Origin of the sequence: Pseudomaricurvus albidus, assembly GCF_018863235.1 — a bacterium.
Lineage (GTDB): Bacteria > Pseudomonadota > Gammaproteobacteria > Pseudomonadales > Cellvibrionaceae > Pseudomaricurvus > Pseudomaricurvus albidus.
Window position 1 is genome coordinate 99,209 of the sequence record NZ_JAHKRS010000010.1, and the last position, 24,860, is coordinate 124,068.

Here is a 24,860-nt window from a genome sequence, read left to right on the forward strand (position 1 = left end):
TATAAAGCAAACAGGACTGACACCATGCCAGCAGCAGATGGCTTAGCTATGTATGATGAAACACAACGCGGCCTGACAACCATTCAGGTAGAAGAATACGCACATCTGGTGAAGCGCATCGCACATCATATGATGATGAGGATGCCGGCCTGTGTGCAGGTTGAGGACCTTATCCAGGCCGGTATGCTGGGATTGCTGGAAGCCGCTCAGAAGTATGATGCTTCGAAAGGAGCCAGCTTCGAGACCTATGCCGGAATCCGTATTCGCGGATCGATAGTCGATGAAATGCGCAGAGGCGATTGGGCTCCCCGCTCGGTTCACCGCAACGGACGTCGGGTAAGTGAAGCCATCAGTAATGTTGAGGCCAGAAAAGGCCGTGACGCTACGGATCGGGAAGTCGCCGAAGAGCTGGGTGTGGATGTCAATGAGTACCATGCCATGCTGAACGACACGGCCTCAAGTCGACTTTTCAGCTTTGAAGAGAGCTATGGGGATGACGATTCTGGCTTCGGTAGTGACAGTATCAGCATGCCTTTTATCCCCCCTCAGGAAGATTTTCAAAGAGAATCGCTAAAGCAATCGCTTTCGCAGGCGATAACCCAATTGCCGGAAAGAGAAAGGCTGGTGTTGGCGCTCTACTACGATGAAGAGCTTAACCTGAAAGAGATTGGTCAAATTATTGGTGTAAGCGAGTCCAGAGTCAGTCAGATTCACTCGCAAGCAGCCTTGAGGTTGCGTACCAAATTGGCCGATTGGCAGGAAAAAGCGGAATAACGTACATAGGGTTTGTACAAAAAATCGACACGGAAATACAGCTGATGGTGATGATTCACCTCAGTGACAGAACTTAAAGTAAATCCCATGCCGGGGACGATGGAGGTTGCATTGGACAAAAACATGAAGATTCTGATTGTCGACGATTTCTCGACAATGCGTCGGATTATCAAGAATCTGCTACGGGACCTGGGTTTTTCAAATACCCAAGAGGCAGATGATGGCCTGACAGCATTGCCAATGCTGAAAAGTGGCGATTATGACTTTCTGGTAACGGACTGGAATATGCCCGGCATGAGCGGGATAGACCTGTTAAAAGCCGTGCGGGCTGATGAAAAACTGTCCTCTTTACCAGTGTTGATGGTAACGGCAGAAGCCAAGCGTGATCAGATTATCGAGGCAGCCCAGGCCGGTGTTAATGGTTATGTGGTTAAACCCTTTACTGCAGCAGCACTGAAAGAAAAGATTGAAAAAATCTTCGTACGTGTGGGTAGTTAATAAATAACCAGAAAGGTTGAATGATGGAAATGCAACCCAAACCGCACACGAATGATGTATTTATCAAAGAACTTCAGGATTGTGCCAAGCAACTTTCTGACAAGCTCAGTAGCGATGACATTGAAGGCGCGTCACAGTTGATCGAACAACTCGTTCGGGTTCGTGATGACAATATGTATAAAGCGGTCGGTAAACTGACCAGAGGTCTTCACAGTGCCATTGTCAACTTTCATGTGGACGGTGATCTGAACGCAGATCCACCTGATATTGAGTCCTCTGAAATTCAGGATGCATCTGATCGCCTGAATTACGTCATCGAAATGACGCAGAATGCTGCAGACAAGACCATGGATATGGTTGAAGCATCAGCGCCTATCGCATTAAACCTCGGGGAAGAAGCCGCGTCACTCCATGAAGAGTGGGCACGTCTGAGACGTCGTGAAATGACGGCAGATGAATTTCGTGAGCTGTATGTTCGTATTGATGGTTTTCTCGGCGACATGCGCGATGGCACCAGCGAACTGAATAAAAATTTGCAGGATATCGTTCTTGAGCAAGGGTTTCAGGACCTCACCGGTCAGGTGCTCAAGCGTGTGATTGGCCTGATTTGCGATGTTGAAGAAAATTTGGTCGATCTGGTTCGTATCGCGAGCCAGGTAGAAGACATTACCGGGTTGAGTACATTTTCAGAAGTAGAGCAGAAAATGACCGCCCAACAAAAAGCTGTCGAAGCTGAAGGCCCTCAAATTCACAGTGATATACGTGAAGACGTGGTCTCCGGGCAAGATGAAGTAGATGACTTATTATCAAGTCTGGGTTTCTGATTTAAGTTCTGAGGAGCTGGTGAATGAGTTTCGGTGAAGACGAAGAAATTCTTCAAGATTTTCTGGTTGAAGCAGGAGAGATCCTGGATCTTCTCTCTGAGCAATTGGTGGATTTGGAGCAGCGCCCAGACGATACCGATTTATTGAATGCTATTTTCCGTGGTTTTCATACGGTTAAAGGTGGCGCAGGCTTTCTTCAGTTGAATGCCATGGTGGACTGTTGCCACGTAACCGAGAACTTGTTCGACATTCTGCGAACCGGCAAACGTGCTGTGACCTCCGAACTGATGGATGTTGTACTCCAGGCTCTGGATACGGTGAATAGCCAATTCTCACAAATATCGCAAGGAGTCGAAGCCGATCCCGCTGCGCCAGAATTATTGGTCGCTCTCGAGCGTTTGGTTTCCTGCGAAGACCTCTCTGAAGCCACTGCAGCCGCTCCTTCATCAGAGTCTGATCCTGAACTGCAAAGTTCAGCGGTACAAGCGTCTTCTACGCTTGGATCAGGTCAGGGGAGTGGTGATATCACTGACGCGGAATTTGAGGAATTGTTAGACGCCATTTCTCAAGGCGACTCATTCGTTAGTGAATCCACCGCTTTGGAAAAAGCATCTAAAGCTGAGGGTGAATCCAGCCCTGCTCAATCGAGTGATGACATTACTGATGATGAGTTTGAGGCGTTGCTGGATCAGCTCCATGGTGCCGGTAAAGGCCCAGGGACAGAAGCTTCAGTAGTGGCTGCCCAGGATATCACGCTCAAACAAGGCACATCATCGAATGATGATATAACCGATGATGAATTTGATGCATTGCTCGATCAGCTGCACGGCAAGGGTAAGGGGCCCGGTGCAAATGGCGGTGAGGTGCAGAATAATGTACCTAAGCAGGCAGCAGTATCAACATCATCCGGTGGTGATTTGATTACCGATGATGAATTTGAAAAGTTGCTGGATGATTTGCATGGTAAGGGTGGGTCACCGACGCCTGTGGTCAATAACTCTGCCCAAAGTACTGCCAGCATCAGCAGCGATAAGGCAGAATCTGCGAAAACAGTAGCACCTACATCGAGTACAGCTCCCCAGCCTGCTCCAAAAACAGCTCCGGTGGCACGGGAAACTGCTCCTGCTGGTGAAACGACAGTGCGTGTTGATACCCAGCGCCTCGATGACATCATGAATATGGTGGGCGAGCTGGTACTGGTTCGCAATCGGTTGGTTCGTCTGGGGTTAAAAGCGAATGATGAAGTGCTGTCCAAGGCCGTTGGCAATCTGGATGTAGTCACTGCCGACTTGCAAACTTCGGTCATGAAAACCCGCATGCAGCCAATCAAAAAGGTTTTTGGCCGCTTCCCTCGGGTGGTGCGTGATCTTGCCAGGAGTTTGAAAAAAGAGATTAACCTGGAGCTTCAGGGTGAAGATACTGATCTCGATAAAAACCTGGTTGAAGCACTGGCCGACCCGCTGGTTCACCTGGTTCGAAACTCAGTCGACCATGGCATTGAATTGCCGGATGATCGTGAAGCCAAAGGCAAGCCGCGCGTAGGTAAAGTAATACTCGCAGCCGAGCAGGAAGGTGATCATATTCTGTTATCCATCACTGATGACGGCGGCGGTATGGATCCCAACAAGTTACGTAGCATCGCTGTAGAAAAAGGTTTGATGGATGAGGACGCCGCTGCACGGTTGCCGGATTCAGAAGCTTTTTCTTTGATCTTTGCTCCTGGATTTTCGACCAAGAAAGAAATCTCAGATGTGTCAGGTCGTGGTGTGGGGATGGATGTTGTAAAGACAAAAATCACCCAGCTTAATGGCTCCATTGATATTGATTCTGTCATGGGAGAGGGAACCCGAATCAGTATCAAGGTGCCTTTGACGCTGGCCATCATGCCGACATTAATGATTATGCTTGGTCAGCAGACATTCGCTTTGCCGCTGGTCAGTGTTAATGAAATATTCCACATGGACCTGACACAGACCCATGTTGTAGATGGCCAGGAGTGCGTTACGGTTCGCGATAAAGCGGTCCCCATTTTCCACCTGAAACGCTGGTTGGTTCGGGGTGCGGTTAACGATGAGCATCTGGAAGAGTCTCACGTTGTTATTGTGTCTGTGGGCACGCAACGGGTCGGTTTTGTGGTTGATCAACTGATCGGTCAGGAAGAGGTGGTCATTAAACCCCTTGGAAAAATGTTACACGGAACTCCCGGCATGGCCGGAGCGACTATTACTGGCGATGGCACTATTGCTTTGATTTTGGATGTTCCCAGCATGCTGGATCGCTATGTAGGGTTGGCATAATGCAACTGCAGTCTCCATCGTTTAGTACTTGGCCAGTGAGAGAGTTATGAGCCTGAAGGTTCTGGTGGTCGACGATTCCAATTTTTTTCAGCACCGCTTGAAAGAGATGTTGAATGAGCATCCTAAGCTAGAGGTCATAGGGCTGGCCGCTAATGGGCGAGAGGCTGTGGAAAAGACCAGGAGTTTACGTCCTGATGTTATAACCATGGACTACGAAATGCCTATAATGGATGGCGTTAGTGCTGTCCGGCAGATCATGTCCGAGCAGCCGACTCCCATTCTGATGTTTTCGTCTTTGACTTATGAGGGTGCCCGCACCACGCTGGATGCTCTTGAGGCAGGGGCCGTGGACTTCCTGCCCAAGAACTTTGCCGAGATATCCAAAGACTCTGCTTCACTGAAACAGAGGCTACACAGTCGTTTGTTGGCGATAGCATCTCAGGCCAAATCATCTTTATCAAGACCGACAAGACAAGCCAGTTACGCAGACACCAAGCCAGTTGATAGTGTTAACCGAAGTGTGATTTCTTTGTCATCCAGTTCACGTGGCGCGGTTCGTAACACTCCCGCTCCCGACCTGAAAGGTAAAGTGAAATTACTGCTTATTGGTGCTTCTACTGGTGGTCCGGTTGCTCTTGCAGACGTGTTAAGCAAGTTGCCTGAGCGTTTTCCTCTGCCTATTGTCCTTGTTCAGCATATGCCTGAGAACTTCACCAAAGCCTTTGCAGATCGTTTGAATCGACAATGCAAAATTGAAGTTCGAGAGGCTCAGGATGGTGATTCCTTAAAGCCCGGACTGGCACTGTTGGCTCCCGGAGGCAAACAGCTAATGATTGACAAACGGGGTTCAGGAACTGTCAGGGTTCTGGAGGGTGATAGCCGGGTGAACTATAAACCCTGCCTCGATGTAACCTTTGGTTCAGCAGCCAATGCGTTTGGTAATCAGGCGCTGGGTGTGATTTTGACGGGAATGGGCTCGGACGGTTGTGAAGGTGCACGACTGTTGAAACAGAAAGGCAGTGCAATCTGGAGTCAGGACGAAGACAGCTGCGTTATTTATGGCATGCCCATGGCGGTCGCCAGAGCACAGCTTACTGATCGGGTGTTACCTCTGCGTGACATAGGTTCAGTGTTGGCTAAGGAATTTTAGTCAGCCATGGATATCCTGAGTTTGCTGGGATTGCTACTGGGGTTAATTGCCCTGATCGGCGGTAATTTTCTGGAAGGTGGAAGCTGGCAGGCGTTAGTAAATGGCCCTGCGGCTCTGATTGTCATCGGCGGGACCCTGGCAGCGGCCCTTTTGCAATTCCCCTGGTTGCAGGTTCGTCGAGCGTTATCGATCTTTCCCTGGGTATTTTACCCGCCGCAAACACCCTATAAAGCCGGCCTGCAATCCGTCGTCGGCTGGGCTGATACCGCTCGTAAACGAGGCCTGCTGGGGCTTGAGCATTATACCGAAACGGAAACGGATCTTTTCGCCCGCAAAGGTCTACAGTTGTTGATTGATGGGCAGGAGCGGGAAGCGATTCGCAGGACTCTTGAAACGGATATGGTGCTCAATGAACAACGAAACCTGGATGCGGCCAAATTTTTTGAAGCGATGGGGGGCTATGCTCCTACGGTAGGTATTATAGGCGCGGTAATGGGCCTGATTCACGTGATGAGGAATCTGGCCGATCCTGATCAGTTGGGTTCAGGTATTGCTATCGCGTTTGTCGCGACGATTTACGGTGTGACTTTTGCCAACCTGTTTTTGCTGCCTGTAGCCAACAAGATCAAAAACTGTGTGTATCAACAATCCCAATATCAGGAGTTGATCACTGAGGGCATTGTGGCTATCGCGGAGGGTGAGCATCCGCGCTCGATCCAGACGAAGTTGGAAAGCTTCCTGCCGCAGGTTTAATGCATGCCCAGGAGACGTCTTCAGGAAGAGGTGAATCACGAACGCTGGCTGGTTTCCTATTCGGACTTCATCACGCTGTTATTTGCTTTCTTTGTTGTGATGTATTCAATATCGCAGGTCAATGAAGGAAAGTATCGGGTTTTATCTGAAACACTGAACTCGGCTTTTACGCATTCTTCGGAGGCCAATAAGGTACCTCTGACATTGAAGCCGATTCAGGTGGGGCACCCTGAAAGACATTCCAGCCCGGGAATAGTGAGCGATGATTCAGGGGATGCCGCTGAAACTGCTTTACCTCAGCCCGCAGCGAGTATGAATGATGCTGTGATGGATTCATTGTCTGAACGGCTTGGGCAGGAGTTTCCGGATCTGATAGATCAGGAATTGATTCTGATACAGGGCAATGAACTCTGGTTGGAAGTAGAGCTGAAGTCGAACATTTTGTTTGATTCAGCAGATGCAGTTCCCAGTTCCCGGGCTCTTGAAATTTTCAGGGATATGGCGACGCTACTGCAGGGTTACGATAATGAGATTCGGGTAGAGGGATTTACCGATAACCTCCCCATAGCGACACATAAATTTCCCAGTAATTGGGAATTGTCTTCAGCGCGGGCGGTTACGGTGGTCAAATTGTTGGCAGAATCCGGGATTAAGCCTCATCGGTTGTCAGCTGTTGGTTACGGTTCTCATCGGCCCATTGCAGACAACACGACTGAGCAGGGACGAGCTGCCAACCGACGTGTGGTCTTGATGATCGCCCGTGAGGGGCAGAGGGAACGCCTGAAAAACGTTACTTCATCGGTTGAGAGGTCGTCCACGGATGAACAAATTGAGCCGGTAGAAACCAATGGGGGCGGGTGGTTGTTCAGCAGTAACCCTGAACTCCCTCGTTTGCCAAACTAATTTTAAGCTAACTGTTTACAGTTGAGAGGGTGTCACGTGCTTGCGTGGACTATAGCCAATCAAAAAGGCGGTGTTGGTAAAACAACCACTACGGTTGCTCTGGCAGGGCTTTGTGCCGAACAGGGTAAACGAGTGTTGTTGTTGGATCTGGATCCTCATGGCTCATTAAGCAGCTATTTCAAGCATGAGCCAGACCAGGTTGTAAACAGCACGTTTACCCTGTTTCAGAAACGCAAAGAGCTGTCTATTGATCTTGTTCGTGAGTGTATCGTCGAAACAGGCTATCAAAACATTGGCCTGATACCTTCGTCGATGGCGCTGGCCACACTGGAGCGTCAGGCTATCAGTCAGGACGGGATGGGGCTGGTCATCAGTCGCGCGTTAGCCGCTATCAAGGGCGAATTCGATATTGTACTGATTGATTGCCCGCCATTGCTGGGTATTTTGATGATTAATGCTCTGGCTGCGTGTCAGCAACTTTTGATACCGGTGCAGACAGAGTTTTTGGCCCTGAAGGGGCTTGAGCGAATGACTCAAACCCTGGATATGATGAGCAAATCCCGCAAGCATCCTCTGCAATACAGTATCGTGCCGACCATGTTTGACCGACGGACTCAGGCCTCTGTGGTGAGTCTCCGTTCTATACGCAATAACTACGAGTCAAATGTCTGGCCAGGCAAAATCCCTGTCGATACCAAATTACGGGATGCCAGCAAGGCGGGGGTTCCGCCTCACCTGTTTCAGCCTGATAGCCGGGCTGTAGATGCCTATCGTTCATTGCTTAAATGGCAACTGTCCCGTCGAGCATCAATGCGTCCAGTTGAAGCCTCTGCTGATGGGGTTGTGTCGTGAGTAATGTGTCCCATGATGTCTTGCAAGGGTATTTCGACGATTTGTTGACGTCTGAACCCAATGATCTTGATATTCGTCACGAGCCCGCAGCCAGAATCAAAACGGCCATTTTATCCCGTGAATCGGTCGTTGAGCCCAATGAACAGGATCTGGCACGGGAGAAACTGGCCAAATTACTGGCATCATCACCTCTGACCGTTGCTGAATCCACCGAACACCTTGATGTTCCGGTGGTGGAAGAGGTGGCTGCGGAGTCTGTTGTTCTTGAAACCACCTCAATAGACGAAAGCCCAACGACAGCTCAGGTTGTCGCTCGGCCATCATCTATCGAGGAGGTCGCCGAGCCGGTCAGTGCCGCTGTAATCCAGGACCAGGTAGAAGAAACCCACGCTGAGCAGGACGAACCCACCATTCAATGGATGGAAAACGGCCGCCCGTCCTGGGCTCAGGATCGATTTGAAGTCCTCCTGTTTGAAGTGGCTGGTCTGACATTGGCTGTTCCTTTGATATCTCTCGGGCAAATTCAGCCTCTGACAGATGAATTGACCCCATTATTTGGCCAGGCAGAGTGGTTTATGGGGTTGCAGCCGACACCGGTTGGCAAAATTCGTACGATCAATACGGCCCGTTTTGTCATGCCCGAGCGCTATGAAGAGAAGTTTGCCGATAACGCCAAATACGTGGTTTCTATCGATGGTTTGCCCTGGGGTCTGGCTGTGGACGCAGTTAACCAGCCTATTACCCTGCAACCGGAAGATGTGAAGTGGCGTGGTGAGCGGAGTAAACGGCCCTGGTTGGCGGGTACGGTAAAGCAGCATATGTGCGCTTTGCTGGATATTCCGGCGATGGGGATGTTGCTCAATGCAGCTGACCGTAAAAAGTCTTCACAAGATCCGCTGAAAACTTAAGCACTGAAAGAACGTTTTCTTGTTCAATTATTTTTCCTGCTGGCCGATATGCTGGCATAGAAGCTGCAATCTTATACTGCAACCGTGTGAAATTGATGTTTTTTTGACGCTTCCCGGTGTTTGCTTCCTGGCATTGGTTTTGCCAGAGGCGGGCAGGAGCTGCGCAGCATAAGACACAACACGACAAGATCCTTTGAGGACTGATTTATGGCAAACAACGCTGCAATGAGTAAAACCAGTGATGATCCGATTTTGCAGTGGGTCACTTTCAAATTGGCTGGAGAAACCTACGGCATTAACGTCATGCAGGTACAGGAAGTTCTCCGTTACTCGGAAATTGCTCCTGTTCCCGGCGCACCGTCGTATGTACTGGGGATTATCAATCTGCGTGGTAATGTGGTTACGGTTATTGATACCCGCCACAGATTCGGCCTTGAAGATGGAGAGCTGACAGACAATACCCGAATTGTAATCATTGAAGCTGATAATCATGTTGTCGGTATATTGGTGGATAGTGTTGCAGAAGTGGTTTATCTGAAGCAGTCAGAAATTGAAACCGCACCGAATGTCGGTAATGAAGAAAGTGCGAAGTTCATTCAGGGTGTGTGTCATAAAAATGATGAACTTCTGATATTGGTAGAACTCGACAAATTACTGACCGACGAAGAGTGGGCCGAGATCGAGAACGTTTAACAGCAACAAGCGCATACAGTCCTGGTTGCTGGGCTTCAGAAAACTGTGTTGGTGATTGATGGAACTTATTGAGCGGAGAATACAGTGATAGTGTCCGACAGCTTATTGGTGGATGTACTCTTGATTTCGGCGCTGGGTATCAGCGTGATTTCTCTGGCGGCTGCGCTATTGTGCTTTTCTCTGCTGCGGAAACAGGCCGCAGCCAATATTCAACTTTTCCAAAAGCTGGAGAAAAGCCAACAAATGAGCAACAGCAACACAGTCCGCCTTGGCAAGCGCTTGGTCGCTCTCGAAAAACAGTTGTTGGCGGTGGAGCAGGGCAGTAGTGCTGCTTCCCGAGAGACGCCTGATCCATCTTCAAACGTAGTTTTGGATGAGAGCCTGAAAGATGCGCTTTCGTTGCTGAATGCCGGGCTGCCACCGGAAGAGGTGGCCCGACGTTGTGGGATTTCAAAGGCTGAGGCCTCATTGATGAAACTCATGCGGACTCATGCACAGCAATCTGTGGCAGCTTGACAGTTATTGGGGATATTCTCCCCCAAGCGCCTGATTCATTCTTGGCCTGATTACTTTTTCTGCTTGTTCCCTTTTGCTCAACCTTCCAGTGCCTTTTTAGTTAAAAAGACACTAAGGCTCAGGTCTTTCCTCACCTACACTTTTTAAAGTTATGTGGGTTTGGAGGGCACTATGGGCTTTTTAAACGGCTATAAACGTTACTTTATATTGTGTTTGTGCGTGTTTTTCACTCTGTCGGCAAAAGCGGATGAGACACCCTTGGGTGTGTCTGGTGCCACAACAATCAACGTTTTTAAAGCCAAAGAGCTCTATGACCGAGGCGCAGTGTTTATCGATGTTCGGAGTGATGAAGAATGGACCATTGGGCATATTGATGGCGCACTCCATATGGACTTTCAAAAGGACTTTTCCAAACTTTATAACTCAGAGTATGTCTCACGCGATACCCCCATTGTTATTTACTGCAACAGCTCAAATTGTTTGCGCAGTGCTTATGCTGTTGCCGTCTCTGTTTATTGGGGTTTTCGCCAGGTCTATTACTTCCGTGGGGGATATTTCGCCTGGATCTTGCAGGATTATCCCGCAGTGATGAGCCACATAGCCAGCAAATAGCTGTTCTGCGTTACATTGACCCGCCTGGTAACGCGTGGCAAACTCCCTTACTGTCATGGTAAGTAATAAACACTTGATACCCAGCTTATCGCCAAATCCTGTAGGTTTGGCGTTCGAACAGAAGTCTGATTAAACGAAACGGCAAACCGGGAGTAATTCCGGGACGCAAAGCCAGTGCCCGCAGTGCTAACGACCAGTTCTTTCACCATTAGAGCTGGATGTTTCTTTCCCGGGTCGAACGGTTACCGAAATAAGGTCGGCTTGATGCCTGAAAAAATTCCCAAGAAATCCACTCTTCAGGTAACGCTGCAGTACGCTTTGGCGATATTCATCATTGCCACACTGACTTCTTTGCTCACATTACTCGGCGCCAATGTCTTCGCATGGTTTTCTGCGGATGAACAGGAAGCTACCTATTATCATAAAATTCCTTTTGATCAGCAGGATGCGGTCAGGCTTTGTGAAGAGAAAGCTGAGAGTAAATTTGGCGAAAGGCTTGTCCGTACCGATACCGATTGGCGTTCCACCCGTTTCGAGGCGAAAAAGCAAACTTATCTGGTCTTGTTGAATGGCACGATTGGCGATTATCAGCAAAACGAGCAGGCGAAGCTCTATTGCTATGTAGATCCAGACGACAAGGTGGTGACCTACTTTAGAGCCTATGATCTCAATGGCAAATCCCTGTTAAGCCGCAGTATCAATATGGAAGCGATGTTAGAGGGGCTTAGTAGCCCTTAACTCCTCTATATTCCCTCTGAAAATTCCAGTATTCCCTCTGAAAATTCCAGTTTTCCCCAGCAGTTGCGGTGATGTCAGTGCCGTTTCCTGGGGGACGAGATTTGCTGTTTTCCTGATGAGAAATTGGCAAATCTGCCCTTTCAATGTAGCAAAAAAGGACAAAATGGCCGATTTGCTGTTCATTTTCGCGCAATCTGCGGCTCTGCCGGGCTGGAGAGGATGGACTCTCTGGGGGCTGTGGTAGACTCGGGGCATTGAAAACCCGAGGAAGAGATTGATGAAATTTGAAGGTACACAGAATTACGTCGCAACAGATGATTTGAGAATGGCTGTCGATGCGGCCGTTGCCCTGCAGCGTCCGCTATTGGTCAAAGGGGAGCCTGGAACCGGTAAGACCATGCTGGCAGAGCAGGTTGCTGATTCCATGGGCATGCGCCTGATCCAATGGCACATCAAATCGACCACAAAGGCTCAGCAAGGCCTCTACGAGTACGATGCTGTGTCGCGTCTGCGTGATTCTCAGCTGGGTAACGACAAGGTTAACGACATTTCCAACTACCTGAAAAAAGGGAAGCTTTGGGAGGCTTTTGAATCTGACGAGCAGGTGGTTCTGCTGATTGATGAAATTGACAAAGCCGACATAGAGTTCCCGAATGATCTGCTGGTGGAAATCGACAAGATGGAGTTCTTTGTTTACGAGACCGGTGAGGTGATTAAAGCCAAACACCGTCCCATTGTCATCATCACCAGTAACAATGAGAAGGAGCTTCCGGACGCCTTCCTGCGCCGCTGCTTCTTTCATTACATCAGCTTCCCTGACCGAGACACCATGATGAAGATCATCGATGTCCACTTCCCGTCAATCAAGGCCGACCTGGTACGTGACGCCCTGGATATCTTCTTTGACGTACGTCAGGTTCCTGGCCTGAAGAAAAAGCCCTCTACCTCAGAGCTGGTCGATTGGCTCAAGTTGCTGATGGCGGATGATATTCCTGATGAAGTCCTCAAAAGTGGCGATACCAGACAGGCTATTCCACCCCTGTATGGCGCTTTGCTGAAAAACGAGCAGGACGTGCATCTTTTGGATCGTCTGGCCTTTATGACTCGCCGTAAAAACGCCTGATCACCGGTCTGTTTAAGTTTGTGAGCAAAACTCAAACAGACTCTTAAAAGGAGTATTCAATGCTAGTCAATTTTTTCTACGGCCTGCGCAAGGCTGAAGTGCCAGTCTCCCTCAAGGAGTTACTGGTGCTGTTAGAAGCAATGGAAAAGCAATTGGCGTTTGGTAGCGTGGACGAGTTTTACCTGCTGGCCCGTACCTGTTTGATCAAAGATGAAAAATACTTTGATAAGTTCGATCGTGCATTTGGCGCTTATTTCAAAGGTTTGGAGAATCTCGACGGGATCGTCGAGGCTCTGATTCCCGATGAATGGACCCGTGCCGAATTCATGAAGAGCCTAAGTGACGAAGAGAAGGCCAAAATTGAATCTCTGGGTGGGTTGGAGAAGCTGATCGAGGAGTTTAATAAACGCCTTGAAGAGCAGAAAAAACGCCACCAGGGAGGCAATAAATGGATCGGCACCGGCGGTACTTCACCGTTTGGCAACAGTGGCTACAACCCGGAAGGGATTCGGGTCGGCGGTGAAAGCAAAAACAAATCCGCGGCCAAAGTGTGGGATAAGCGCGAGTTTAAAAACCTGGCTGATGATGTCGAGCTGGGGACGCGCAACATCAAGGTTGCACTGCGCAAGTTGCGCAAGTTTGCCCGAACCGGGGCCGCGGATGAGCTGGATCTGGATGATACGATTCGCTCAACAGCCAATAATGCTGGTTTTCTTGACATTAAAATGGTGCCTGAACGTCATAATGCCGTAAAGATTCTGCTGTTTTTTGACGTGGGTGGTTCTATGGACCCTTATGTACGAGTATGTGAAGAGCTGTTTTCTGCCTGCAAAACAGAATTCAAGCATATGGAGTACTTCTATTTTCACAATTTCATTTACGAGTATTTGTGGAAAGATAATCGTCGCCGGACCACGGATACCACTAAATTATTTGATGTTCTGCACACCTACTCGAGTGATTATAAGGTGATCTTTGTGGGGGATGCCTCAATGGCACCTTATGAAATCAGTACTCAATACGGATGTGTGGAATATATGAACGAGGAGCCGGGCTACGTTTGGATGCAACGTTTGACGGAGACCTTCAATAAAGTAATTTGGCTGAATCCGACGCCAGAGAAATACTGGAATCATACCCAGACTATTGATATGACCCGCAAGTTGATGGATGGAAAAATGTATCCGTTGACGCTGGAGGGGTTGGATAAAGGGATACAGTACTTGACCAAATAGATATTGGTTGTCTGATTGAACGTTAAAAATGCCAGCCTGTCGCTGGCATTTTTTGTGGCTATTAGATAGATGTCAGATTGATGTAAGTGTCAGATGTATACCACTTAGTTCGTTGTTGTGTTTTTTACCGACACACAAAATTATCGATAGAAAACTGGTTGACTTTCTATCGGTAATCTATAATCTTGCAGTTCGTTTTTTTATTAAACAAACCTTTACAGATACGAAGAAACTGATCATGAACATGATTGAGACCAAACAATCTGCAGCAATGAATGCTGTCGCAGCTACGCGCCACGGTTCAAAACCGTGTTTTGCGCTGGTGCGTATCGTGATTGTATAACGTCTCTCATATGTGGGAGGCGTTAGGGCCTCCCGGTTAGTTTCTCTGGAAAACCCGGTAGGTCTTGGATCTACCGGGTTTTTTTATGTCTGAATTTTATGCCCTGATGAGTGTCCGGGCTTTTAATTTAATGTTCAAAAAGGAGAGGGATGATGGAGCATGATGATGATATCGACCAAGTTGCCATATTAAGCAACAACTAAAGCCTCCGGGACGGAGGGTAAAACAGACTCTGTTCATGCGGTGTCGCATGAGGATGGATCTATGCTGTCATTTATTCGTACTGACAAACAAACTTTAAAATTACTGATAGCCATTGCTTTGCCAATGATTATTTCTCAGGGAACTTTTGCGGCCATGATTTTCACTGACCGCTTTTTCATGTCCCTGATTGGTCCTACTCATGTGGCTGCCAGTTTGGGTGGTGGTGTTGCGGCTTTTATGTGTATGTCCCTGTGGATTGGTTTGCTGTCCTACGGTAATGCTCTGGTCGCACAGTTTCTTGGGGCGGGACAAAAAGCCTTATGCTCCAAAGTTGTGACTCAAGGGTTGTTGATTACAGCGCTGTGTACGCCGTTGCTTTGGCTCATGGGTTATGGTGTCTACGTTGGTTTTGATGCATTGGGGCATGATCCGGTCCAGCTGGTTTTGGAAAAACAGTATTTCAAGATACTTTTGGCTTGTGGTTTTCTGGCTTTGATCAAAACCTGCTTCTCTTCATTTTTTGCAGGCATTGGCAACACTAGAGTGGTCATGGTTGTGGATGTTTTAGGTGTGTTTCTAAATATCCCATTATCTTACGGGCTGATATTTGGCGTCTGGGGACTGCCTGAATTGGGTATTGCCGGTGCAGCATGGGGAACAGTACTAAGTAATCTGATCGCGATGGTATTGTTCTTTGCGTTTTATCGTGCGGCTAAAAACAATCGTGAATATTCAGTAGCTGGCTCGTTTGTTTTTGATAAAACGCTGTTCAAACGTTATTGGCGTTTGGGATTTCCCTCAGGGCTTGAATTGTTTCTGAATGTGGCAGCATTTAACGCTTTTATTTTGCTGTTCCAGTCATATGGTGTTGCAGCAGGGGCTTCGGCAGCGATTGTCCTTAACTGGGACCTGTTGTCTTTCGTTCCTATGGTGGGTTTGAATATAGCGGTTATCAGTCTTGTTGGACGCTGTATTGGTGCGCAGGATCATCAGCGGCTCAATTCGGTCATTAGCTCAGGGTTCCTGCTGGGGCTGACTTATTCTGGAACCTTGGCGCTGCTGTTTATTGTATTTCGTGAGCAGCTGGTGGGTGTCTTTATCACATCGGCAACTGACGGCGAGGCGATCAATCAGTTGGCCAGCTGGATGATGATTGGCATGGCCAGCTACGTGATGGCAGATGCTGTTATTTTGGTGTCTGGTGGTGTGCTTCGTGGAGCAGGGGACACTCGCTGGTTGATGGTGACCTCAGTTTTGCTTCACTGGCTGATGGTGGTTGCTCAGTATGTGGTTATCATCGTGCTGGAGTTGGGGCCAAAAACTGCGTGGATGGTATTTGTCGGATTGATTCTGGCATTGGCGCTGTCCTTTACTTTGCGGTTAACCAGTCCGGCCTGGCGCAGACATTTCCCACAGGAATGGGCGACCAATGAACCTGTGAGTACTTAATCTGGCTTCTCTGTGAATCAGTCCTCTTCAGGCGGCCTTGAGCCGCCTGTTTTTTTCGTAGCCGTTTCGTCGTCTTAACTTTTTCTGTGGTAGCCTGTTCTTCAGCAGAACACCATTTAATTTATTGTCACCACATCACTGCCATATGATTACTTTCCGTACCCGTTTAGACCGTTATTTAAGTCAACAGCTTGAGATTCCTCGTGGAAATATGCGTTTGATCCTGGCACAGGGGCGGGTCATGGTTAATGGTGAGGTGGCAAAGTCAATCCATCAGGTAGTGGACAAATTTTCCCGGGTTGAGTTTGATGGTCGGCTGCTTTCAGCAGATGCCCCCCGTTATATCATGCTCAATAAGCCCAAGGGCGTGGTTAGCGCTACCCGGGATGATCACCACACGACCGTGATTGATCTTTTACCGGGCAATAACAATGACGATTTACACCTTGTTGGTCGGCTCGATTTTAATACAACGGGCCTGGTGCTACTGACCAATGACGGCCATTGGTCCCGCCGTTTAACCCAACCGGAAACCAAGGTTCCCAAGCACTACCGTGTATGGTTGGAGAGACCGGTGACAGATGATTATATTGAGGCGTTTGCCAATGGGATTTACTTTGCTTATGAGGGCGTCACCACTCGACCAGCCTCTCTCAAGATCATCAGTCCTTTTGAGGTGAAAGTGGTGCTGGAAGAAGGACGCTACCATCAAATCAAAAGAATGTTTGGCCATTTCAATAATAAGGTGGTGGATTTGCATCGAGAGGCCATAGGCGATTTGACGCTGGATTCCTCCTTACCCCAGGGGCGATCCAGGTCGTTGACGGCAGCTGAAGTTCAGCGTTTGACAATCTCTGTTTGCTGAAGCCTTTTTAGTGATAACAAAAGTGATCACTAATGCCTTTTATTTTCTTAGTGTTAAAAAATCTTGTCACTTTAGTGTTTGAAGACTAACATCTGATTAGAAATCTTATCTTTATTGACTTTTTTGGCTATTATATAAAGAAAAGTTATCTTTGTGGTCGCGCTGTAGCTTTCTAAGAGGTGAAAATGAGCTTTCGGACAATGACTGATGAGGCAATTGCCGCCGAAATCGGTGCACGTATTGAGCAGATGAGGCTGGAAAAAAACCTCACGCAACAGCAGGTTGCAGATGCCGTGGGCTTGTCCCGAGTGAGTTATGGCAAGCTGGTCCGAGGGCAGGGGAAGTTTACCAATGTGATTGCCGTTTTACGGGCCTTGGATGCATTGGAGCTGGTGGAACACTTTGTACCAGAGGTGGGTTTTAGTCCCATGGAATTGCTACGCTTAAAAGGCAGGCAGCGCCAACGTGCCAGACCAGCTGATACGGCAGGAGATCAGAGTGGCACAGAGGGTGTGTCTGGGGATGGCAAGCAGGAGTTGGACTGGTAAATGCAAAATCTCGCGGAAGTGCGGTTGTGGCAACAGCAGGTAGGAGCTTTAGTCTTCGATCCCAAAACCCGGACGGCATTATTTGAGTATTCGCCTGAGTGGTTGGCGAAAGGCGTGGAGATCGCCCCGATTCATATGCCGCTGTCCAGGGGTAAATTTCAGTTCCCCGGTTTGAATCCTGACACTTACAAAGGGTTGCCGGCAGTGTTTGCTGATACCTTGCCAGATGATTTTGGCAATGCCGTCATCAATGCGTGGTTGGCGCGTAATGGTCGTAGCAGTGAAAGTTTTTCCCCTCTGGAGCGCTTACTGTATAGCGGTCAAAGAGGTATGGGGGCACTGGAATATGCCCCGGCCATACGCGCCGGGCAAGATGCCCCCCAAAGTTCGCTGGAATTGTCATCGCTTGTGGCCATGGCGCAGGCAGTATTGGATCAACGAGCCAATCTGGATGTGAGTTTGAGTCCCGCCCTGCAAAAACAGGACTCACAGAGCATGTCTGCGATCTTGCAGGTGGGTACCTCTGCGGGTGGTGCCAGGCCAAAAGCCGTGATAGCCATTAACCGCGAGCGCACAGAAATCCGGTCTGGACAGCTCGATGCCCCGGAAGGCTTTGAGCACTACCTGTTGAAGTTCGATGGAGTCGAAGAGCATAAGGTGGATAGCGAGGTCTTTGGCGATCCTCAGGGGTTTGGGCGTATGGAATATGCCTATTATCTGATGGCCTGTGATGCGGGTTTGAATATGTCCCCGTCAGAGCTGTTAATGGAAGGGAAGCGGGCCCATTTTATGACCCGGCGATTTGATCGAGAAGGCAATAGAAAGCTGCACTACTCTTCTTTATGTGCCATGGATCATGCAGATTACAAACGCCCCGGTAGCTACAGTTATGAAGAAATGCTGACACTGGCGCGGCGCTTGAGGTTGCCTCGTGAGGATGCCGTCGAGATATTCCGGCGTATGGTGTTTAATGTCGTTGCCCGAAATCATGACGATCACAGCAAAAACTTTGGTTTTATCCTGGCTTCACCTAACGATGCCTGGCGTTTGGCGCCAGCTTTTGATGTGGCGTACAGCTATAAGGCGGATTCGCCCTGGGTAAATAGCCATCAACTTTCCCTGAATGGTAAGCGAGATAGCTTTGAGCATGAAGACTTGCTGGCAATTGCTTCGTTGATTGGCAATTTTCGTCAGGAGGCAAAAAGAATCATTGCTCAGGTGACTGAGGTGGTTTCAGAGTGGGCACATTATGCCGAGACTGCGGACGTGTTTGAGGGATTCAAGGAAGAAATTAACAATAATCTGCGTCTGAATCTGACCTAATCCTTTACATCTCCCGTGCCATGACCAGGCTGGAGAGCCCTTGAAACGTGGCGGTTAGGGCTGCTTTACTGTAAGCTGCACGGCTTGACGAATGCGGCGGCTATTAGTGTTGACGGGCAGTATTGACTGGCTTTTCATGAAACTGCATTCCCCAGATGTATTTTGAAGAGTTCCCCTCCCTATGAGTTTTGATTCCCTCGGTTTGTCAGCGTCCATTTTAAAAGCGGTAGAAGGTCAAGGTTATGACACTCCTTCGCCGATTCAGGAGCAGGCCATTCCGGCCGTATTGGGTGGTCGTGATGTCATGGCCGCCGCCCAGACAGGAACAGGGAAAACCGCCGGTTTTACTCTGCCATTACTGGAATTGTTGTCGAAAGGTGACAAGGTCAAGCCAAATCAAGTACGGGCACTGGTTCTCACTCCTACTCGTGAGCTGGCAGCGCAAGTAGCGGAAAGTGTCGACACTTATGGCAAATTCCTTCCCCTGACTTCGACCGTGGTGTTCGGTGGAGTAAAGATCAACGCACAAATGATGCGTTTGCGCAAAGGTGTTGATGTTTTGGTGGCAACACCGGGGCGCTTGCTGGATTTGTATCAGCAGAATGCCGTACGGTTTCAGCAGCTGGAAGTCCTGGTTTTGGATGAGGCTGACCGCATGCTGGACATGGGCTTTATTCACGATATCAAAAAGATTCTGGCAGTTTTGCCGAAGCAGCGGCAAAACCTGATGTTTTCCGCGACGTTTTCCGATGAAATACGCAGCTTGGCCAAAGGGCTGGTTAATGATCCTGTAGAGATATCGGTGGCCAAGCGCAACACCACAGCAGAAAGTGTCAGCCAATGGATCTATGGCGTCGATAAAAATCAGAAGGCTGCGGCTCTTACTCAATTGATTGAGGACAATCAGTGGGAGCAGGTGCTGGTGTTTACCAAAACCAAGCATGGCGCCAACCGCTTGACCAAACAGCTGGATTCCAAAGGAATCACTGCTGCTGCCATTCATGGCAATAAAAGTCAGGGCGCACGTACAAGAGCCCTGGCTGACTTTAAAGACAAGTCAATTCGAGTGTTGGTGGCGACGGATATTGCCGCCAGGGGATTGGATATTGACCAGCTGCCACAGGTAGTCAACTATGATTTACCAAATGTTGCTGAGGACTATGTGCACCGAATCGGACGTACAGGTCGAGCGGGAGCAGTGGGTCAGGCGGTTTCTCTGGTTACGGCTGAAGAGTTTAAACTCTTGTCGGCCATTGAACGTTTAACGAATCAATTACTGGAACGACGGGAGCTGGAAGGTTTTGCTCCGGTTCACAAGTTGCCAGAGTCTCGATTGGACACTCGTCCGCGCAAGCCGAAAAAACCGAAAAAGCCGAAAGAACATCACGATGGTCAGCGCTCAGGAGAGAATGCGCGAGGGCACAAGCCGGCAACACCGGGACGCAGAAGATCGCCTCGACGTAAGCCTAGTGGTGCCGGTGGTCAATCTGGTGGTAAAACTGCTTCATAAATTGATGAGGCTGATTCAATAGAATCTCGATAAAAATGGCAGTACAAAGATGGCAGGGCTGGCAGAACTGCCTGAAGAATAAAGGAAAAGAGGATTCCCGTGAGCAACAAAACCCGAATAATGCTCGGGCTGAGCGCAATCTTGTTAATTGGATTTATCAGTACCAGTGTCCTGAGCTATTGGGCTGCTCGGGAATCCCTGTCGAAAGAAATTGAAGAGAATACTCTACCTCTTACCAGCGATAATATTTACTCAGAAATTCAGCGGGATCTTTTGAAACCGCTGTTTATTTCCTCTTTGATGGCTCATGACACGTTCCTGCGTGACTGGGTTATTGCTGGTGAAAAAACGCCTGAAAAAGTCACTCATTATTTGAAAGAATTCAAAGAGCGTTACGACACGGTAACGAGCTTTTATGTGTCTGAAGCAACACTTAAGTATTATCACCCTCGCGGTATCATTAAAACATTGTCTCGTGACGATCCTCAGGATGAATGGTATTTCCGGCTGCGTCAGGGGATTGAAGATTATGAAGTTAATGTGGATACAGACACGGCTATCAAAGATGCCGTGACGGTCTTCATTAATTACAAAATGTACGATTATGAAGGCGAGCTGCTAGGAGCCACTGGGGTCGGGTTATCGACTGTCATGCTCAAGAGCCTGATTGAAGATTATCAAACCCGATACAACCGGGAGATTTATTTTATCGATCGTCAAGGTGATGTGGCTTTGCATGGGGCTTCCTACACTGGGAGAAAAAGTCTCAGAGACAATCCGGAAACGGCTGTCTATGCGACCCGGATCCTCACTTCTCCAAGTACTTCATTCCATTTTGACTGGGATGGAAAAATGGTTTTTCTGAGTACACGCCTGGTACCTGAACTTAACTGGATTTTGGTGGTGCGGCAGGTGGAGAATCCATCAGATTTACGGATTTACCAGACCCTGATCAACAATATTCTGGTCTCATTGATGGTTTCTGCTGTGGTTCTCTTTATTGCCTGGATAACCCTGGGTCGTTATCAGAGAAGACTGGAAGAAATGGCCTCAACCGATAAGTTGACGGGGTTGGTGAGCCGGCAAGTGATGGACCGGTTATACCAGCAGGTAGCCAGGACCAGTAAACGGCATCATTTGCCCTTGTCTCTGATTATGGCGGATATTGATCATTTTAAACGGGTTAACGATACCTATGGACACCCTGTAGGTGACCGGGTAATTCGATCGGTAGCCATTTTGATGAAAGAATTAACCCGCGAAGCGGATGTGTTATGCCGCTGGGGCGGAGAAGAGTTTTTGATTTTGTTACCTGACTGTAATTTGAAGCAGTCTGCAAGGGTCGCGGAGCATATACGGCAAATGCTGGAAGATCAGACCATCAATGTGGATGGTCAGGACGTATCCGTGACCTTGTCACTGGGGGTTGCAGAACTTAAAGAGAATGAAACACAAGACAGCTTGATCGCCAGAGCGGATGAAGCCTTGTTCAAAGCGAAAAATCAGGGGCGTAATCGAGTGGAAGTTGCCGGAACCGGAATTCGTGGCTAGTCGCGGTTTACCGCAATGGCTGGCATGATTTACGCAATCTCATTCCCAGGGTGTTAGTCATTGAATTGTTCAATGACTTCCAAAAACGCATCACCATACTTTTCCAGCTTGCTGGTTCCAACCCCGTGAATGAAACTGAGCGCATGGGTGTCCTGTGGGCGCTCCTCCATCATTTGCATCAGTGTGGCATCGTGGAAAATCATATAAGGCGCCAGGTCGTGCTCGTTGGCCAACTGCTTTCGACATTCTCGCAGAGCTTCCCACAGAGCTCGATCCGCCTCCGAAACACCATTGCGTATTGAAGCTTTTTTGCGCTCCTGTGGTTCAGCCAGTTGTTCCCGGTAGTGGAATGTTTTTTCGCTTCTCAGCAAGGCACGGCTGTGTTCTGTCAGGGTCAGGGCTCCAAAACGCTCAAAGTCATTGCTTAAATATCCTTGTACCAGCAGTTGACGAGCAATGGATTGCCAGTGCGCGGCACTGAGCTCCTTGCCTATGCCAAATGTACTTAACGTGTGATGACCGTGCTGTTGTACTTTTTCGGTTTCAAGCCCCCGCAGTACATCGACGATATGGGACGTACCAAAACGTTGACCCGTCCGATAAACGGTCGATAGAAACTTCTGTGCCTCAATTGTGGCTTCGACAGTCTTTGGTGGTGACAGGCAAATGTCACAGTTGCCGCAAAAAGTTGGTGCTGCTTCTTCAAAATAGTTAAGCAGGCCTTGTCGTCGGCAATGAGTGATCTCACACCATCCAAGCAAGGCATTCAACTTGTGTCGCTCGACCTGTTTCTGTTGTTCACTCATTTGTGACTCAGTCAGCATCTGATTGAGACGCACAACATCCTGTAGACCGTACACCATATGTGCTTCTGATGCCGCGCCATCTCGGCCAGCGCGACCGGTTTCCTGGTAGTAAGCTTCGAGACTTTTGGGCAAATCCATATGAAAGACAAAGCGCACATCGGGTTTGTCGATACCCATGCCAAACGCAATCGTTGCTACCATCACAACATCGTCTTCCCGCAAAAAACGCTGTTGGTGAGTTTCGCGCATGGCGGCAGGCAGACCAGCGTGATAGGGCAGTGCATTAACACCACGGCTGACAAGCCACTCGGCGGTACTCTCGACTTTTTTGCGGGACAGGCAATAAACAATCCCGGCTTCCTGTTTGTGCTGTGCCAGAAACTTGATCAGTTGCTTGCGCGCATCCTGGCGGATGCTGACGTGGTAGCGAATGTTGGGGCGGTCGAAACTGGCATTGAGCTTTACCGGCGATTGCAGTTGCAGGCGATGTTCAATTTCATGTTGTGTTCTTTGATCCGCAGTGGCGGTCAATGCCATAAGGGGCGTGTTGGGGAAATGCTCCTTTAGGATGCTAAGGCCCAGATAGTCCTGGCGAAAGTCGTGACCCCACTGCGACACACAGTGTGCTTCATCCACTGCAATCAGAGAAATGGGCTGACTGGATAAATAGGCCAGGGTCTTGGGTTTGAGCAGACGTTCTGGAGCAATGTACAGCATCTGCAGTTCCCCGGCGGCAAATTGCCGGGTGACTTTTCTCTGTTCGTCCGGCGATAGCGTCGAGTTGAGGTAGGCCGCATTGATGCCGAGTTCTTTCAGTGCTGTCACCTGATCTTGCATGAGCGCAATCAGTGGAGAAATCACAATCCCTGTGCCTTCACGTAATTGCGCCGGGATCTGATAGCAGAGTGACTTGCCACCACCCGTTGGCATCAGTACCAGGCTGTCTTGCCCGTTCAGTGCGGACTCAATGGCCAATGATTGCTGGCCGCGAAACGAGTCATAGCCGTAAGTATTTTGGAGCAAGGCCAGGGCGGCGTCAGAAGTCATTCTTTCGTATGCAATTAGTGTATGAGCCGGACATTGTACCAGCCCTTGGGTGCAAGATGGGGTGGGAGTGCAGGCCATTGGTGGTTATTCTGAGAGTGTCTGCAAATTTTCATACCAAGGAGTGGTGGCTGTATGCGGAGTAATCCATGGAAGAGAGTTGGATGTATTTCTGTGTTTTTGTTGATGAGCGGTGTCTATAAGCCAGTCAGCGCGGAAAAAGTCTACCGCTGGGTAGATGAAAAGGGGCGGTCGCATTTCACTGATCAGCCTGTTCAGGGGAGTAAGGATGTTGAAGCCATTGAGATCGAGAGGCTTCCCATACTTGAACATTCCGCCGAAAGCCAGCAACGGCTGGAAGAAAACAGGCGCTGGTTTCAGCAGCGTTCCAAAGAGCGTAGGGCCGAAGAAGCTCGTCGAGCAAAACAGCAGGCCAGGTTAGCTCGTGCTAGCGACAAAAAACATCAGGGCTGTCAGAGAGCGCGGCAGAAGTTGGCTGATGCAGAAACGCGATATGACGTTCAGCGACGCACATGGTTAAAGGCAAGCGCCAAGCAAACGCTTAAAAAGAAGCTGGAATTGTATGCCAGTGAAGTTGAAAGCAGGTGCGGCGACTAGTCAGAAACAAAAACGGAAGCCTGCATGCCAATTCAGGTTGGCAGACCTGTTACGGCCCGAAGGCAGAACTGTTTGATGTCATTGATCAGTTTTTGTTCGCCCTCCATATCTAAAGGGGGTTGCTGGTCTCGCCCCAAGGGGGCTATGAGGGTTTCAGCAATCACACCCACCAGTGCCGCAGAGCTGACCGCAGGCGATTGCATAGGGAATTCCTTTGCTTTTATCCCTTCAGCGATCAACTCGGAATAAATATCAGCGTAAGCCTGACGATAGACAAGGCGCTGGGTGTCTACCATCGGGTCTACTGGCTCAGCGATAAGGGCATAGGCCAGTTTTCTTGCCTGAATGGCGCGTTGGGCAAAGGTCGTGATGGCGTTTATCAGGCGCTGCCGGCAAGGTAATGGCTGGCTTGTCGGCGCCGGAAATGCAGCTTGCTGTACTTTGTTCACCTCTTTCTCTGTGGCTAATTTAAATACTTCAGTACAGAGCGCTGCCTTGGAATCAAAATACTTGTACAGGGTTCCTGTGGCCACATTGGCTTCCTGTGCTACCGCGCTGATGGTGAGCCCCTGAAAACCTTCTTTCGCAACAATAGCCAGAGCCGTTCTCAACAAATGCTCATGCTGGGCTGCGCGGCGGGCTTTTGTTTTCTCAGTAGGGCGGTAGGCCATTATGGTCCCTGGCTTCAGTCTGATTGGTGGTTTGGTTGGTCTATTCTAACGG

The 24,860-nt window shown here is 49.0% G+C and carries 24 protein-coding genes and 1 riboswitch; of the genes, 22 read left to right on the forward strand and 2 right to left on the reverse strand.

What is annotated here, in order from left to right; translation table 11 throughout:
* Window positions 1–24: 24 nt before the first annotated feature.
* The 21 genes from KOI40_RS15315 (at window position 25) to KOI40_RS15415 (ending at window position 21,669) form a co-directional block, all read left to right on the forward strand.
* Window positions 25–774: an RNA polymerase sigma factor FliA gene (locus KOI40_RS15315; RefSeq protein WP_216098407.1), complete on the forward strand. Its 750-nt coding sequence runs from the start codon at window positions 25–27 to the stop codon at window positions 772–774.
* A 111-nt stretch (window positions 775–885) separates the two neighbouring features.
* A complete protein-coding gene (gene cheY / locus KOI40_RS15320; protein WP_216098471.1) occupies window positions 886–1,272 on the forward strand; it encodes a chemotaxis response regulator CheY in 387 nt (128 codons plus the stop codon).
* Between the two features lie 20 nt (window positions 1,273–1,292).
* Window positions 1,293–2,096 (forward strand): protein phosphatase CheZ, encoded by an 804-nt coding sequence (locus KOI40_RS15325; protein ID WP_233710317.1) that lies wholly within the window; start codon window positions 1,293–1,295, stop codon window positions 2,094–2,096.
* Window positions 2,097–2,119: 23 nt separating this feature from the next.
* On the forward strand, window positions 2,120–4,393 hold the full coding sequence (locus KOI40_RS15330; RefSeq protein ID WP_216098408.1) for a chemotaxis protein CheA: 2,274 nt from the start codon (window positions 2,120–2,122) through the stop codon (window positions 4,391–4,393).
* 46 nt (window positions 4,394–4,439) lie between these two features.
* Window positions 4,440–5,543 (forward strand): protein-glutamate methylesterase/protein-glutamine glutaminase, encoded by a 1,104-nt coding sequence (locus KOI40_RS15335; protein WP_216098409.1) that lies wholly within the window; start codon window positions 4,440–4,442, stop codon window positions 5,541–5,543.
* 6 nt (window positions 5,544–5,549) lie between these two features.
* Entirely contained in the window at window positions 5,550–6,296 is a 747-nt protein-coding gene (locus KOI40_RS15340) for a flagellar motor protein (RefSeq protein ID WP_216098410.1), read from the forward strand.
* Window positions 6,297–6,299: 3 nt separating this feature from the next.
* A complete protein-coding gene (gene motD, locus KOI40_RS15345; protein ID WP_216098411.1) occupies window positions 6,300–7,199 on the forward strand; it encodes a flagellar motor protein MotD in 900 nt (299 codons plus the stop codon).
* A gap of 36 nt (window positions 7,200–7,235) precedes the next feature.
* Window positions 7,236–8,051 (forward strand): ParA family protein, encoded by an 816-nt coding sequence (locus KOI40_RS15350; protein ID WP_216098412.1) that lies wholly within the window; start codon window positions 7,236–7,238, stop codon window positions 8,049–8,051.
* Window positions 8,048–8,959 (forward strand): chemotaxis protein CheW, encoded by a 912-nt coding sequence (locus KOI40_RS18765; RefSeq protein WP_216098413.1) that lies wholly within the window; start codon window positions 8,048–8,050, stop codon window positions 8,957–8,959. The genes KOI40_RS15350 and KOI40_RS18765 overlap by 4 nt, the downstream gene beginning before the upstream one ends.
* Before the next feature lie 207 nt (window positions 8,960–9,166).
* On the forward strand, window positions 9,167–9,652 hold the full coding sequence (locus KOI40_RS15360; RefSeq protein WP_216098414.1) for a chemotaxis protein CheW: 486 nt from the start codon (window positions 9,167–9,169) through the stop codon (window positions 9,650–9,652).
* Window positions 9,653–9,742: 90 nt separating this feature from the next.
* Complete coding sequence (locus KOI40_RS18925; RefSeq protein WP_216098415.1) at window positions 9,743–10,168, forward strand: DUF2802 domain-containing protein; 426 nt, start codon at window positions 9,743–9,745, stop codon at window positions 10,166–10,168.
* 171 nt (window positions 10,169–10,339) lie between these two features.
* Entirely contained in the window at window positions 10,340–10,780 is a 441-nt protein-coding gene (locus tag KOI40_RS15370) for a rhodanese-like domain-containing protein (protein ID WP_216098416.1), read from the forward strand.
* Window positions 10,781–10,910: 130 nt separating this feature from the next.
* A riboswitch (cyclic di-GMP riboswitch) is annotated at window positions 10,911–11,030 on the forward strand.
* Window positions 11,031–11,044: 14 nt separating this feature from the next.
* Window positions 11,045–11,518, forward strand: a complete 474-nt coding sequence (locus KOI40_RS15375; RefSeq protein ID WP_216098417.1) for a hypothetical protein — start codon at window positions 11,045–11,047, stop codon at window positions 11,516–11,518.
* 277 nt (window positions 11,519–11,795) lie between these two features.
* The gene (locus tag KOI40_RS15380) at window positions 11,796–12,641 is read left to right on the forward strand and encodes an AAA family ATPase (RefSeq protein WP_216098418.1); all 846 of its coding nucleotides are present in this window, start codon (window positions 11,796–11,798) and stop codon (window positions 12,639–12,641) included.
* A gap of 59 nt (window positions 12,642–12,700) precedes the next feature.
* Window positions 12,701–13,876 carry a vWA domain-containing protein gene (locus tag KOI40_RS15385; RefSeq protein ID WP_216098419.1) on the forward strand — a complete coding sequence of 392 codons (1,176 nt, stop codon included), beginning with the start codon at window positions 12,701–12,703 and terminating at the stop codon, window positions 13,874–13,876.
* Between the two features lie 607 nt (window positions 13,877–14,483).
* Window positions 14,484–15,872, forward strand: a complete 1,389-nt coding sequence (locus tag KOI40_RS15390; RefSeq protein WP_216098420.1) for an MATE family efflux transporter — start codon at window positions 14,484–14,486, stop codon at window positions 15,870–15,872.
* 145 nt (window positions 15,873–16,017) lie between these two features.
* Window positions 16,018–16,737, forward strand: a complete 720-nt coding sequence (locus tag KOI40_RS15395; RefSeq protein WP_216098421.1) for a pseudouridine synthase — start codon at window positions 16,018–16,020, stop codon at window positions 16,735–16,737.
* A 185-nt stretch (window positions 16,738–16,922) separates the two neighbouring features.
* Window positions 16,923–17,285 carry a helix-turn-helix domain-containing protein gene (locus KOI40_RS15400; RefSeq protein WP_216098422.1) on the forward strand — a complete coding sequence of 121 codons (363 nt, stop codon included), beginning with the start codon at window positions 16,923–16,925 and terminating at the stop codon, window positions 17,283–17,285.
* On the forward strand, window positions 17,286–18,608 hold the full coding sequence (locus KOI40_RS15405; RefSeq protein WP_216098423.1) for a type II toxin-antitoxin system HipA family toxin: 1,323 nt from the start codon (window positions 17,286–17,288) through the stop codon (window positions 18,606–18,608). It abuts the gene before it with no gap.
* 181 nt (window positions 18,609–18,789) lie between these two features.
* The gene (locus KOI40_RS15410) at window positions 18,790–20,118 is read left to right on the forward strand and encodes a DEAD/DEAH box helicase (RefSeq protein WP_216098424.1); all 1,329 of its coding nucleotides are present in this window, start codon (window positions 18,790–18,792) and stop codon (window positions 20,116–20,118) included.
* Between the two features lie 99 nt (window positions 20,119–20,217).
* A complete protein-coding gene (locus KOI40_RS15415; RefSeq protein ID WP_369413198.1) occupies window positions 20,218–21,669 on the forward strand; it encodes a sensor domain-containing diguanylate cyclase in 1,452 nt (483 codons plus the stop codon).
* A gap of 53 nt (window positions 21,670–21,722) precedes the next feature.
* On the opposite strand, the gene recQ is transcribed toward KOI40_RS15415, so the two are convergent.
* A complete protein-coding gene (gene recQ, locus KOI40_RS15420; RefSeq protein ID WP_216098425.1) occupies window positions 21,723–23,522 on the reverse strand; it encodes a DNA helicase RecQ in 1,800 nt (599 codons plus the stop codon).
* Between the two features lie 132 nt (window positions 23,523–23,654).
* On the opposite strand from recQ, the gene KOI40_RS15425 reads away from it, so the two are divergent.
* Window positions 23,655–24,137, forward strand: a complete 483-nt coding sequence (locus tag KOI40_RS15425) for a DUF4124 domain-containing protein (RefSeq protein ID WP_216098426.1) — start codon at window positions 23,655–23,657, stop codon at window positions 24,135–24,137.
* A 32-nt stretch (window positions 24,138–24,169) separates the two neighbouring features.
* On the opposite strand, the gene KOI40_RS15430 is transcribed toward KOI40_RS15425, so the two are convergent.
* A complete protein-coding gene (locus KOI40_RS15430; protein WP_216098427.1) occupies window positions 24,170–24,808 on the reverse strand; it encodes a TetR/AcrR family transcriptional regulator in 639 nt (212 codons plus the stop codon).
* Window positions 24,809–24,860: the final 52 nt, after the last annotated feature.

What these genes read in the sequence shown, in the direction of transcription:
- KOI40_RS15315 (WP_216098407.1), top strand. Translation starts at nt 25, where the DNA reads ATGCCAGCAGCAGATGGCTTAGCTATGTATGATGAAACACAACGCGGC.
- motD (WP_216098411.1), top strand. Translation starts at nt 6,300, where the DNA reads ATGCCCAGGAGACGTCTTCAGGAAGAGGTGAATCACGAACGCTGGCTG.
- KOI40_RS15405 (WP_216098423.1), top strand. Translation starts at nt 17,286, where the DNA reads ATGCAAAATCTCGCGGAAGTGCGGTTGTGGCAACAGCAGGTAGGAGCT.
- KOI40_RS15385 (WP_216098419.1), top strand. Translation starts at nt 12,701, where the DNA reads ATGCTAGTCAATTTTTTCTACGGCCTGCGCAAGGCTGAAGTGCCAGTC.
- KOI40_RS15340 (WP_216098410.1), top strand. Translation starts at nt 5,550, where the DNA reads ATGGATATCCTGAGTTTGCTGGGATTGCTACTGGGGTTAATTGCCCTG.
- KOI40_RS15410 (WP_216098424.1), top strand. Translation starts at nt 18,790, where the DNA reads ATGAGTTTTGATTCCCTCGGTTTGTCAGCGTCCATTTTAAAAGCGGTA.
- KOI40_RS15395 (WP_216098421.1), top strand. Translation starts at nt 16,018, where the DNA reads ATGATTACTTTCCGTACCCGTTTAGACCGTTATTTAAGTCAACAGCTT.
- KOI40_RS15400 (WP_216098422.1), top strand. Translation starts at nt 16,923, where the DNA reads ATGAGCTTTCGGACAATGACTGATGAGGCAATTGCCGCCGAAATCGGT.
- KOI40_RS15370 (WP_216098416.1), top strand. Translation starts at nt 10,340, where the DNA reads ATGGGCTTTTTAAACGGCTATAAACGTTACTTTATATTGTGTTTGTGC.
- KOI40_RS15375 (WP_216098417.1), top strand. Translation starts at nt 11,045, where the DNA reads ATGCCTGAAAAAATTCCCAAGAAATCCACTCTTCAGGTAACGCTGCAG.
- KOI40_RS15325 (WP_233710317.1), top strand. Translation starts at nt 1,293, where the DNA reads ATGATGGAAATGCAACCCAAACCGCACACGAATGATGTATTTATCAAA.
- recQ (WP_216098425.1), bottom strand. Translation starts at nt 23,522, where the DNA reads ATGACTTCTGACGCCGCCCTGGCCTTGCTCCAAAATACTTACGGCTAT.
- KOI40_RS15360 (WP_216098414.1), top strand. Translation starts at nt 9,167, where the DNA reads ATGGCAAACAACGCTGCAATGAGTAAAACCAGTGATGATCCGATTTTG.
- KOI40_RS15390 (WP_216098420.1), top strand. Translation starts at nt 14,484, where the DNA reads ATGCTGTCATTTATTCGTACTGACAAACAAACTTTAAAATTACTGATA.
- KOI40_RS15380 (WP_216098418.1), top strand. Translation starts at nt 11,796, where the DNA reads ATGAAATTTGAAGGTACACAGAATTACGTCGCAACAGATGATTTGAGA.
- KOI40_RS15430 (WP_216098427.1), bottom strand. Translation starts at nt 24,808, where the DNA reads ATGGCCTACCGCCCTACTGAGAAAACAAAAGCCCGCCGCGCAGCCCAG.
- KOI40_RS15335 (WP_216098409.1), top strand. Translation starts at nt 4,440, where the DNA reads ATGAGCCTGAAGGTTCTGGTGGTCGACGATTCCAATTTTTTTCAGCAC.
- KOI40_RS15425 (WP_216098426.1), top strand. Translation starts at nt 23,655, where the DNA reads ATGCGGAGTAATCCATGGAAGAGAGTTGGATGTATTTCTGTGTTTTTG.
- KOI40_RS15330 (WP_216098408.1), top strand. Translation starts at nt 2,120, where the DNA reads ATGAGTTTCGGTGAAGACGAAGAAATTCTTCAAGATTTTCTGGTTGAA.